General features: G+C 58.0%; 12 protein-coding genes. 10 read left to right on the forward strand and 2 right to left on the reverse strand.

What is annotated here, in order from left to right:
* Positions 1 to 2: 2 nt before the first annotated feature.
* From livH to ugpQ, 9 genes are all read left to right on the forward strand, one after another.
* Positions 3 to 929, forward strand: coding sequence for a high-affinity branched-chain amino acid ABC transporter permease LivH (livH, locus tag ABIE11_RS17575; RefSeq protein WP_100778559.1), 927 nt, complete (start codon positions 3 to 5; stop codon positions 927 to 929).
* Positions 926 to 2203: a branched chain amino acid ABC transporter permease LivM gene (gene livM / locus ABIE11_RS17580; RefSeq protein ID WP_100778560.1), complete on the forward strand. Its 1278-nt coding sequence runs from the start codon at positions 926 to 928 to the stop codon at positions 2201 to 2203. Before livH ends, livM begins: the two co-directional genes overlap by 4 nt.
* Entirely contained in the window at positions 2200 to 2967 is a 768-nt protein-coding gene (gene livG / locus ABIE11_RS17585) for a high-affinity branched-chain amino acid ABC transporter ATP-binding protein LivG (protein WP_100778561.1), read from the forward strand. The genes livM and livG overlap by 4 nt, the downstream gene beginning before the upstream one ends.
* A 17-nt stretch (positions 2968 to 2984) precedes the next feature.
* Entirely contained in the window at positions 2985 to 3698 is a 714-nt protein-coding gene (livF, locus tag ABIE11_RS17590) for a high-affinity branched-chain amino acid ABC transporter ATP-binding protein LivF (protein ID WP_100780798.1), read from the forward strand.
* 245 nt (positions 3699 to 3943) lie between these two features.
* On the forward strand, positions 3944 to 5260 hold the full coding sequence (gene ugpB / locus ABIE11_RS17595; RefSeq protein WP_100778562.1) for a sn-glycerol-3-phosphate ABC transporter substrate-binding protein UgpB: 1317 nt from the start codon (positions 3944 to 3946) through the stop codon (positions 5258 to 5260).
* Between the two features lie 87 nt (positions 5261 to 5347).
* Complete coding sequence (ugpA, locus tag ABIE11_RS17600; RefSeq protein ID WP_429184992.1) at positions 5348 to 6235, forward strand: sn-glycerol-3-phosphate ABC transporter permease UgpA; 888 nt, start codon at positions 5348 to 5350, stop codon at positions 6233 to 6235.
* Positions 6232 to 7077: a sn-glycerol-3-phosphate ABC transporter permease UgpE gene (ugpE, locus tag ABIE11_RS17605; RefSeq protein ID WP_107702697.1), complete on the forward strand. Its 846-nt coding sequence runs from the start codon at positions 6232 to 6234 to the stop codon at positions 7075 to 7077. The genes ugpA and ugpE overlap by 4 nt, the downstream gene beginning before the upstream one ends.
* A gap of 1 nt (position 7078) precedes the next feature.
* Positions 7079 to 8149 (forward strand): sn-glycerol-3-phosphate import ATP-binding protein UgpC, encoded by a 1071-nt coding sequence (locus ABIE11_RS17610; RefSeq protein ID WP_123429800.1) that lies wholly within the window; start codon positions 7079 to 7081, stop codon positions 8147 to 8149.
* Positions 8146 to 8895 carry a glycerophosphodiester phosphodiesterase gene (gene ugpQ / locus ABIE11_RS17615; RefSeq protein ID WP_429184994.1) on the forward strand — a complete coding sequence of 250 codons (750 nt, stop codon included), beginning with the start codon at positions 8146 to 8148 and terminating at the stop codon, positions 8893 to 8895. The genes ABIE11_RS17610 and ugpQ overlap by 4 nt, the downstream gene beginning before the upstream one ends.
* On the opposite strand, the gene ABIE11_RS17620 is transcribed toward ugpQ, so the two are convergent.
* Positions 8876 to 9256 carry a DUF2756 family protein gene (locus tag ABIE11_RS17620; RefSeq protein WP_102105319.1) on the reverse strand — a complete coding sequence of 127 codons (381 nt, stop codon included), beginning with the start codon at positions 9254 to 9256 and terminating at the stop codon, positions 8876 to 8878. The genes ugpQ and ABIE11_RS17620 overlap by 20 nt on opposite strands.
* Before the next feature lie 121 nt (positions 9257 to 9377).
* On the opposite strand from ABIE11_RS17620, the gene ggt reads away from it, so the two are divergent.
* A complete protein-coding gene (gene ggt / locus ABIE11_RS17625; protein ID WP_429184995.1) occupies positions 9378 to 11123 on the forward strand; it encodes a gamma-glutamyltransferase in 1746 nt (581 codons plus the stop codon).
* Positions 11124 to 11163: 40 nt separating this feature from the next.
* Here the strand turns inward: ggt and yhhY are convergent, their stop codons facing one another.
* Entirely contained in the window at positions 11164 to 11652 is a 489-nt protein-coding gene (gene yhhY, locus ABIE11_RS17630) for an N-acetyltransferase (protein WP_429184996.1), read from the reverse strand.
* Between the last annotated feature and the right edge of the window lie 2 nt (positions 11653 to 11654).

Raw genomic sequence — 11654 nt, forward strand, 5'->3', positions numbered from 1 at the left:
TTATGTCCGAGCAGTTTCTCTATTTCTTGCAGCAGATGTTTAACGGCGTCACGCTGGGAAGCACCTATGCGCTGATCGCCATCGGTTACACGATGGTTTACGGCATTATCGGCATGATCAACTTCGCCCACGGCGAGGTCTATATGATCGGCAGCTATGTCTCCTTTATGATCATTGCCGCACTGATGATGATGGGTATCGACAGCAGCTGGCTGCTGGTGGGGGCCGGTTTTGTCGGTGCGATTGTGATTGCCAGCGCCTACGGCTGGAGCATCGAGCGCGTGGCCTATCGGCCTGTGCGCAGCTCTAAACGTCTGATTGCGCTCATCTCCGCCATCGGGATGTCCATCTTCCTGCAAAACTACGTCAGCCTGACGGAAGGCTCGCGCGATGTGGCGCTGCCAAGCCTGTTTAACGGCCAGTGGATTATCGGGGCCAGCGAAAACTTCTCGGCTTCTATCACTACCATGCAGCTGGTGATCTGGGTTGTGACCTTCCTGGCGATGCTGGCGTTGACCATTTTCATCCGTTACTCCCGCATGGGCCGTGCCTGCCGCGCCTGTGCAGAAGACCTGAAAATGGCCAGCCTGCTGGGCATTAACACCGACCGCGTGATCGCCCTGACCTTTGTGATTGGTGCTGCGATGGCGGCGGTGGCGGGTGTGCTGCTCGGTCAGTTCTACGGCGTTATCAACCCATACATCGGCTTTATGGCCGGGATGAAAGCCTTTACCGCTGCGGTGCTCGGCGGGATCGGCAGTATTCCTGGTGCGATGATCGGCGGCCTGATTCTGGGCGTTGCTGAAGCGCTCTCCTCGGCGTATCTGAGTACCGAATATAAAGACGTCGTCTCCTTTGCACTGCTGATTCTGGTGCTGCTGGTGATGCCTACCGGGATTCTGGGTCGTCCGGAGGTAGAGAAAGTATGAAACCGATGCATTTTGCGATGGCGCTGCTCTCTGCCGCCATGTTCTTCGTCCTCGCGGGCGTCTTTATGGGTGTGCAGTTAGAACTGGATGGCACCCGACTGGTGGTCGATACCGCCGCGGATATCCGCTGGCAGTGGGTGTTTGTCGGCACGGCTGTGGTGTTCCTGTTCCAGCTGCTGCGCCCTGTGTTCCAGAAGACGATGAAAAACGTTTCTGGCCCGAAATTCGTGCTGCCAGCCATTGATGGCTCGACCGTTAAGCAGAAACTGTTCCTGGTGGCGCTGCTGGTGGCCGCTGTTGCGTGGCCGTTCATGGTGTCGCGCGGGACGGTGGATATTGCCACCCTGACCATGATCTACGTGATTCTGGGTCTGGGCTTGAACGTGGTGGTCGGTCTGTCTGGCCTGCTGGTGCTGGGCTATGGCGGATTTTACGCCATCGGTGCCTACACCTTTGCGTTGCTGAACCACTATTACGGGCTGGGCTTCTGGACCTGTCTGCCGCTGGCGGGCCTGGTGTCTGCCGCCGCAGGTTTCCTGCTCGGCTTCCCGGTGCTGCGTCTGCGCGGTGACTATCTGGCGATTGTGACCTTAGGCTTTGGCGAGATCGTCCGTATCCTGCTGCTCAACAACACCGAAGTGACCGGCGGTCCGAACGGCATCAGCCAGATCCCGAAACCGACCTTCTTCGGCCTGGAGTTTAGCCGCACGGCGCGCGAAGGCGGCTGGGATACTTTCAGCAACTTCTTCGGCGTGAAGTACGATCCCTCCGACCGCGTTATCTGGCTCTATCTGGTGGCGCTGCTGCTGGTGGTGATCACCCTGTTCGTGATCAACCGTCTGCTGCGCATGCCGCTGGGCCGCGCGTGGGAAGCGCTGCGTGAAGACGAAATCGCCTGCCGCTCCCTGGGGCTGAACCCGACGCGCATTAAACTGACCGCGTTCACCATCAGCGCCGCGTTTGCCGGTTTTGCCGGAACGCTGTTTGCCGCGCGTCAGGGCTTCGTCAGCCCGGAATCCTTCACCTTTGCCGAATCAGCCTTTGTGCTGGCCATCGTGGTACTCGGCGGGATGGGCTCCCAGTTTGCGGTGATCCTCGCGGCAATTCTGCTGGTGGTCTCCCGCGAGCTGATGCGCGACTTTAACGAATACAGCATGTTGATGCTGGGTGGTTTGATGGTACTGATGATGATCTGGCGTCCGCAGGGCTTGCTGCCGATGACCCGTCCACAGTTGAAGCTGAAGAACGGGCAAGCGAAAGGAGAGCAGGCATGAGTCAGCCATTATTATCCGTGAACGGCCTGATGATGCGTTTTGGCGGCCTGCTGGCGGTCAATAACGTCTCACTGGACCTGTTCCCGAAAGAGATTGTCTCCCTGATCGGCCCGAACGGCGCAGGGAAAACCACGGTGTTCAACTGCCTGACCGGTTTCTACAAGCCGACGGGCGGGACCATCATGCTGCGCGATCAGCATCTCGAAGGGCTGCCGGGCCAACAGATCGCCCGTATGGGCGTGGTGCGTACTTTCCAGCACGTGCGCCTGTTCCGTGAAATGACGGTGATTGAAAACCTGCTGGTGGCGCAACATCAGCAGTTGAAGAGCGGGGTGTTCTCCGGCCTGCTGAAAACCCCGGCCTTCCGTCGCGCGCAGAGCGAAGCCCTGGACCGCGCCGCAACCTGGCTGGATCGTATCGGGCTGTTGCAGCACGCAAACCGTCAGGCCAGCAATCTGGCCTATGGCGACCAGCGTCGTCTGGAAATTGTCCGCTGCATGGTCACGCAGCCGGAAATCCTGATGCTCGATGAGCCTGCTGCCGGTCTGAACCCGAAAGAGACCAAAGAGCTGGACGAGCTGATCGTCGAGCTGCGTAACCATCATGACACCACCATTTTGCTGATTGAGCACGATATGAAGCTGGTGATGGGCATCTCGGATCGGATCTACGTCGTCAACCAGGGGACGCCGCTGGCGAACGGCACGCCTGAAGAAATTCGACATAACCCGGACGTGATCCGCGCCTACTTAGGTGAAGCATGATGGGGGCGAGTCATAATATGGAAAAAGCGATGTTATCTTTTGACAAGGTGAATGCCCACTACGGCAAGATTCAGGCGCTGCATGATGTCAGCCTGCATATCAATCAGGGTGAGATCGTGACGCTCATCGGGGCCAACGGCGCGGGGAAAACCACGCTGCTCGGCACCCTGTGCGGCGATCCGCGTGCTTCCAGCGGGCGTATCATCTTTGACGGTAAAGACATTACCGACTGGCAGACCGCGAAAATCATGCGCGAAGCCGTGGCGATAGTGCCGGAAGGCCGCCGCGTGTTTTCCCGTATGACGGTGGAAGAGAACCTGGCGATGGGCGGCTTCTTTGCCGAGCGCGAACAGTATCAGACCCGCATTAAGCGCGTGTATGAACTCTTCCCGCGCCTGTATGAGCGCCGTATTCAGCGTGCGGGCACCATGTCAGGCGGTGAACAGCAGATGCTGGCAATTGGTCGTGCGCTGATGAGCCAGCCGCGTCTGCTGCTGCTCGATGAGCCGTCCCTCGGCCTTGCGCCGATCATCATTCAGCAGATTTTCGACACCATTGAGCAACTGCGTAAAGAGGGGATGACTATCTTCCTCGTGGAGCAAAACGCCAACCAGGCGCTGAAACTCGCGGATCGCGGCTACGTGCTGGAGAACGGTCACGTTGTGCTGTCCGATACCGGCGAAGCGTTGCTGGCGAACGAAGCGGTGCGAAGTGCATATTTAGGCGGTTAAGCTGTCTGTTGCCCGGTGGCGCTGCGCTTACCGGGACAGTAAAACCTGAATCACAGGCCGGGTAGGGCGATGCCTCCCGGCTTTTTTTTGCCATGCTATCGTCACCATTCCATCATCCCCCTGACCCCGGTCTGTCATCATTCTGTAAATAAACAGTTATTTTTCTGTCATTCGAGCATGTCATGTTACCTCGCGAGCATAAAACGCGTGATATCGCGCATCCGGCACAAAAAAGAGAGATGACAATGACATCGTTACGACACACAGCTTTGGGTCTGGCAATCGGTCTGGCTTTTGCGACGAACGCAATGGCTGTCACGACCATTCCGTTCTGGCATTCCATGGAAGGGGAGTTGGGCAAAGAGGTTGATTCTCTGGCGCAGCGTTTCAACGACACCCATCCGGATTACAAAATTGTGCCGGTGTACAAAGGTAACTACGAGCAGAGCCTGAGCGCGGGCATCGCCGCGTTCCGCACCGGGAATGCACCGGCGCTGCTGCAGGTGTATGAAGTCGGCACCGCGACCATGATGGCCTCCAAAGCGATCAAACCGGTCTATGAAGTGTTTAAAGACGCGGGCATTAACTTCGATGAATCCCAGTTTGTGCCGACGGTTTCCGGTTACTACACCGATTCCAAAACCGGGCATCTGCTGTCTCAGCCGTTTAACAGCTCCACGCCGGTGCTCTATTACAACAAAGACGCCTTCAAAAAAGCCGGTTTAAACCCGGATCAGCCGCCGAAAACCTGGCAGGACCTGGCGGAGTACACCGCCAAACTGAAAGCGGCAGGCATGAAGTGTGGCTACGCGAGCGGCTGGCAGGGCTGGATTCAGATTGAAAACTTCAGCGCCTGGCACGGTCTGCCGGTCGCCACGAAGAACAACGGCTTTGACGGCACCGACGCCGTGCTGGAGTTCAACAAACCCGAGCAGGTGAAACACATCGCGCTGCTGGAAGCGCTGAATAAGAAGGGCGATTTCAGCTACTTCGGCCGTAAAGACGAATCTACCGAGAAGTTTTACAACGGCGACTGTGCGATCACCACCGCCTCTTCCGGTTCGCTGGCGGATATCCGTCATTACGCCAAATTCAACTACGGCGTGGGCATGATGCCTTATGACGCCGATGCCAAAGGCGCGCCACAGAACGCCATCATCGGCGGAGCGAGCCTGTGGGTAATGCAGGGCAAAGACAACGGCACCTACAAAGGCGTGGCGGAGTTCCTCGACTTCCTCGCGAAACCTGAAAACGCCGCCGAGTGGCACCAGAAGACCGGCTACCTGCCGATCACCAAAGCCGCTTACGACCTGACGCGCGAGCAGGGCTTCTATGACAAAAACCCAGGGGCGGATATCGCGACGCGCCAGATGCTGAACAAGCCGCCGTTACCGTTCACCAAAGGTCTGCGTCTGGGCAACATGCCGCAGATTAGGACCATCGTGGATGAAGAGCTTGAAAGCGTATGGACCGGTAAGAAAACGCCACAGCAGGCGCTGGATTCAGCGGTAGAACGCGGAAATCAGCTGCTGCGCCGCTTTGAGCAGTCGACGAAGTCTTAATGTTTTTATGCCGGCTTACCCGGCCTGCGAGGGGGGCATTCTCTTCGTTGGCCGGGTCATCCGGCACTGTTCAGGAATCCAAACTCAATGTCATCCTCCCGTCCGGTATTCCGTTCGCGCTGGCTGCCCTATTTGCTGGTCGCCCCGCAGCTGATTATCACCGTCATCTTTTTTATCTGGCCTACGGGCGAAGCGCTCTGGTACTCGGTACAAAGCGTCGATCCGTTCGGGCTTTCCAGCCAGTTTGTCGGCCTGGATAACTTTACCGCGCTGTTCCACGACAGCTATTACCTCGACTCCTTCTGGACGACGATCAAATTCAGCGCCATGGTGACAGTCAGCGGCCTCGTCGTGTCCCTGTTTTTTGCGGCGCTGGTGGATTACGTGGTGCGCGGCAGCCGTCTCTATCAGACGCTGATGCTGCTACCCTACGCCGTCGCGCCTGCCGTCGCCGCCGTGCTGTGGATCTTCCTGTTTAACCCAGGGCGTGGGCTGATTACCCATTTCCTCGGCGAATTCGGCTACGACTGGAACCACGCGCAAAACAGCGGTCAGGCGATGTTCCTGGTGGTGTTTGCCTCGGTCTGGAAGCAGATCAGCTACAACTTCCTGTTCTTTTTCGCCGCGCTGCAATCCATTCCGCGCTCGCTGGTCGAAGCCGCCGCGATTGACGGCGCAGGGCCGATTCGCCGCTTCTTCAAACTGGCGCTGCCGCTGATTGCGCCGGTGAGTTTCTTCCTGCTGGTGGTTAACCTGGTCTACGCCTTCTTCGACACCTTCCCGGTGATCGACGCCGCCACCGCCGGTGGGCCGGTACAGGCGACCACCACGCTTATCTACAAAATCTATCGCGAAGGCTTTGCGGGGCTGGATCTGTCGGCCTCTGCCGCGCAGTCCGTGGTGCTGATGGGGCTGGTGATTGTGCTGACGGTGGTTCAGTTCCGCTATGTCGAAAGTAAGGTGCGCTACCAATGATTGAGAACCGTCCGGGGCTGACGATTTTCAGCCACACCCTGTTAATTCTCGGGATCATCGTCATCCTGTTCCCGCTGTACGTGGCCTTTGTTGCCGCCACGCTGGATACCAAAGCCGTGTTCGACACGCCGATGACGCTGGTGCCTGGCGGCCACCTTTTCGAAAACATGGCGACTATCTGGACCCAGGGCGTAGGGGCCAACAGCGCGCCGTTCTGGCTGATGATGCTCAACAGTTTCATCATGGCCTTTGGCATTACGGTGGGGAAGATCGTGGTGTCGATGCTCTCGGCCTTCGCTATCGTCTGGTTCCGTTTTCCCCTGCGTAACCTCTTCTTCTGGATGATCTTTATCACCCTGATGCTGCCGGTCGAAGTGCGTATTTTCCCGACCGTCGAGGTGATCGCCAATCTCGGGATGCTAGACAGCTACGCGGGCCTGACGTTACCGCTGATGGCGTCGGCCACCGCGACGTTCCTGTTCCGCCAGTTCTTTATGACCCTGCCGGACGAACTGATTGAAGCGGCGCGCATCGACGGCGCATCGCCGATGCGTTTTTTCCGCGATATCGTGCTGCCGCTCTCCAGAACCAACCTCGCCGCGCTGTTCGTGATCACCTTTATCTACGGCTGGAACCAGTATCTGTGGCCGCTGCTGATTGTGCAGGACGTGAATCTCGGCACCGCCGTGGCGGGCATCAAAGGGATGATCGCCACCGGCGAAGGCACCACCCTCTGGAATCAGGTGATGGCGGCGATGCTGCTCACGCTGATCCCTCCGGTCGTTATCGTTTTAGCCATGCAGCGCGCGTTCGTGCGTGGTTTAGTAGACAGTGAGAAATAAGATGGCAGGATTAAAATTACAGGCAGTAACCAAAAGCTGGGACGGCAAAACCCAGGTGATTCAACCCCTGACCCTCGACGTGGCAGACGGCGAATTTATCGTGATGGTCGGCCCGTCTGGCTGCGGGAAATCGACGCTGCTGCGCATGGTGGCGGGGCTTGAGCGCGTGACCAGCGGCGACATCTGGATTGACCGCCAGCGCGTTACCGAGATGGAGCCGAAAGATCGCGGCATCGCGATGGTATTCCAGAACTACGCCCTCTATCCGCACATGAGCGTGGAAGAGAACATGGCCTGGGGCCTGAAAATTCGCGGGATGGGTAAAGGCCATATCGACGAACGGGTGAAAGAGGCGGCGCGCATTCTGGAGCTGGACGGTCTGTTAAAACGCCGTCCGCGTGAGCTTTCCGGCGGCCAGCGTCAGCGCGTGGCGATGGGCCGCGCCATCGTGCGCGATCCGGCGGTGTTCCTGTTCGACGAACCGCTCTCTAACCTCGACGCCAAACTGCGCGTGCAGATGCGTCTTGAGCTGCAACATCTGCATCGCCGCCTGAAAACCACCTCCCTTTACGTCACCCACGATCAGGTGGAAGCAATGACCCTGGCGCAGCGCGTGATGGTGATGAACAAAGGTATCGCCGAGCAGATCGGCACGCCGGTAGAGGTGTATGAAAAACCCGCCAGCCGCTTTGTCGCCAGCTTTATCGGCAGCCCGGCGATGAACCTGCTGGAAGGGCGCATCAGCAACGCGGGCACGCATTTTGAGCTGGAGAGCGGCATGGCGCTGCCGGTGAACTGGTTTTATCGCGGCTACGCCGGGCGTAAAATGACGCTCGGTATCCGCCCGGAACATATTGCGCTAAGCTCGCAGGCGGAAGGCGGCGTGCCGCTGGTGATGGACACGCTGGAGATGCTGGGCGCGGACAACCTGGCGCACGGACGCTGGGGCGATCAAAAGCTGGTGGTGCGTCTGGCGCATCAGGAACGCCCAAAGGCGGGCAGCACGCTGTGGCTGCATCTGCCGGAAAATCATCTGCACTTATTTGATGGTGAAACAGGACAACGCGTATGAGTAACTGGCCATATCCTCACATCGTCGCCCACCGTGGCGGCGGAAAACGAGCACCGGAAAACACCCTGGCGGCAATAGATAAGGGCGCGTTTTATGGTCATTCAATGATCGAATTCGACGCCAAGCTGTCGAAAGATGGCGAAATTTTCCTGCTGCATGACGATAACCTCGAGCGCACCAGCAACGGCTGGGGCGTGGCGGGCGACTTGCCGTGGCGCGATCTGCTGAACGTAGACGCCGGAAGCTGGTTCAGCAGCGAATTCAAAGGCGAGCCGTTGCCGCTGCTGGCGGAAGTGGCCGATCGCTGTCGCCAGCACGGGATGATGGCCAATATCGAAATTAAACCGACGACCGGCACCGGGCCGCTCACCGGAAAAGTGATTGCCCTCGCCGCGCGTGAACTGTGGGAAGGAATGACCGCTCCGCTGCTGTCGTCGTTTGAAATTGACGCGCTGGAAGCCGCACAAGCCGCCGCACCGGAACTGCCTCGGGGATTATTGCTGGACGAGTGGCGTGACGACTGGCGCGAGCTGACCACTGACTTAGGGTGTGTGTCGATCCATCTCAATCATCGCCTGCTGGATGAGGCGCGCGTGAGGATGCTCAAAGACGCCGGGCTGCACATCCTGGTTTATACGGTCAACAAACCCCAGCGAGCGGCAGAGCTGCTGCGCTGGGGCGTGGACTGCATCTGTACCGATGCGATTGACGTGATTGGCCCGAACTTTAATTCTGCGGATTATTAAGCATATCGCCATTCGAACGCGGCGGCAGCATATGCTGCTGACCGCTGCTCGGGCTTGTTCCCCCGCTTAACATGCCGCCGCTGGTATTCGGCAGCGGCTGCTCCCGCACCTGGCCCTGCTGAATCATCTGCGTATTGTTGTTCATCTGCGTTTGCAGGTGCTGCTGCTGAATCTGCGTCTGGGTGTGCAGCTGTTGATTGAGCATCCCTTTTTGCTGCTGCTGTTGGCCCATCATCTGGGTCTGCATGCGCTGCTGGCTGGGGATTTCATAGCCCGGCTGGTTCGGGTTATTCAGGGTATTCAGTGGCTGTGCGAGCACGGCGAACGGGAGCAGTGCCGTTAAGATCAGTAGTCGTTTCATTCTCATTTCCTCCTTCTGAGGCCTCTCTTAAGTTTACCCCGAATCTGCCACAACGATGATTTTTTAGGAGTTGTGAACCAGGCTTAAACGGGAATCTGGATCCCTCACCTGGAGAACAACAATGATAAAACCAACGTTTTTGCGCTGGGTAGCGATCGCTGCGCTGATGGCCGGCGGGACATTTACCGTGGCGGCGAACCCGCCAGCCGCACCGCCAGTCTCCTACGGCGTGGAAGAGGATGTCTTCCATCCCGTCAGGGCGAAGCAGGGGATGGTGGCGTCCGTGGACGCGATGGCCACGCAGGTCGGCGTGGATATTCTCAAGCAGGGCGGTAATGCAGTTGATGCGGCGGTAGCCGTGGGTTATGCCCTGGCGGTAACCCATCCGCAGGCGGGGAATCTCGGCGGCGGGGGCTTTATGCTGCTGCGCACCAAAGACGGCAATACCACGGCCATCGACTTCCGCGAAATGGCGCCAAATCAGGCATCGCGCGATATGTTCCTCGACGATCAGGGGAATCCGGACAGTAAAAAATCCCTCACATCCCATCTGGCAAGCGGCACGCCGGGCACCGTCGCCGGGTTCTCTCTGGCGCTGGAAAAATACGGGACCTTGCCGCTGAACAAAGTGGTGCAGCCAGCCATCAAGCTGGCGCGCGACGGGTTTGTGGTCAATGACGCGCTGGCGGACGATCTCAAAATTTACGGCAGCGAAGTGATTCCGAACCATGAGAACAGTAAAGCGATCTTCTGGAAGGACGGCGAGCCGCTGAAAAAGGGCGACAAGCTGGTGCAGACAAATCTTGCGAAAAGCCTGGAGCTGATTGCGGAAAACGGCCCGGATGCCTTCTACAAAGGGGCGATTGCCGATCAGATTGCCGACGAGATGCAAAAGAACGGCGGGCTGATTACCAAGGCGGATTTGGCGGAGTACAAAGCGATTGAGCGCACACCGATAAGCGGTGAGTATCGCGGGTATCAGGTGTTCTCAATGCCGCCACCGTCCTCCGGCGGGATCCACATCGTGCAGATCCTCAATATTCTTGAAAACTTCGATATGCACAAATTTGGCTTCGGTAGCGCCGATGCGATGCAGGTGATGGCGGAGGCAGAAAAATTTGCCTATGCCGACCGCTCGGAGTATCTCGGCGATCCGGATTTTGTCAAAGTGCCCTGGCAGGCGCTAACCAACAAAGCCTATGCCAAATCGCTGGCGGATCAGATTGATATCAACAAAGCGAAACCGTCCAGCCAGATCCGCCCCGGCAAACTGGCGCCGTACGAGAGCAATCAGACCACCCATTTCTCGGTGGTGGATAAGGACGGTAACGCGGTGGCGGTGACGTACACGCTGAACACGGTGTTTGGCACCGGGATTGTGGCGGGGAACAGCGGCATTCTGCTGAACAACGAAATGGATGACTTCTCCGCCAAACCGGGCGTGCCGAACGTTTACGGGCTGGTGGGCGGCGATGCTAACGCCGTTGGGCCGAAGAAGCGCCCGCTGTCGTCCATGTCTCCGACCATCGTGGTGAAAGACGGCAAAACCTGGCTGGTGACAGGTAGCCCTGGCGGAAGCCGAATTATTACCACTGTGCTGCAAATGGTGGTGAACAGTATCGATTTCGGAATGAACGTGGCCGAAGCGACCAACGCGCCGCGCTTCCACCATCAGTGGCTACCGGACGAACTGCGCGTGGAAAAAGGCTTTAGCCCGGACACTATCAAACTGCTGGAACAGCGCGGGCAGAAAGTGGTGGTGAAAGAGGCGATGGGGAGCACGCAGAGCATTGTGGTGGCGCCCGACGGTTCCCTTTCCGGGGCATCCGATCCACGGTCGGTGGATGATTTGACGGCAGGGTACTGATACGTTGTCGCCCGGCAGCACAGCGCTACCGGGCGATTTTTCACTTCATCCGCGCCATGTAATAGGCATCCACAAACTCGCCATTACGCAGGGCAAATTTCTTTCCGGTTCCTTCGATTTCAAAGCCAAACTTCTTGTACAGCGCCAGCGCAGGAGGATTATCGGCAAAAACCGTGAGTTCGATACGCTCGATGCGCATCCAGTTGTCGCACAGGTTGATCATCTCACGCATGAGCGCACTTCCGACGCCTCGCCCCTGAGCATGCGCCGCAACGCTGATACCAAAGGTTGCCACATGGCTGCGTCGCGGGCTGGCTTCGACCTGTAGCGTCAGATCACCGACAATAATCTCATCCATGCAGGCGACCAGACGTTTTTGGCCAGCTTTAGGATTAAGGCGTTCCTGCCACATCTCAAGGGAAGGATGAGGGAGTTGTAGCGTGTCGTGATACACCTCTGGATGCATATAATTTTGGCGCAGGGCTTCGGCATCTTTCGGTTCAGCGTGGCGTATCACTATCTCACTCATTC

Origin of the sequence: Lelliottia sp. 489 (genome assembly GCF_050435885.1) — a bacterium.
Lineage (GTDB): Bacteria > Pseudomonadota > Gammaproteobacteria > Enterobacterales > Enterobacteriaceae > Enterobacter > Enterobacter nimipressuralis.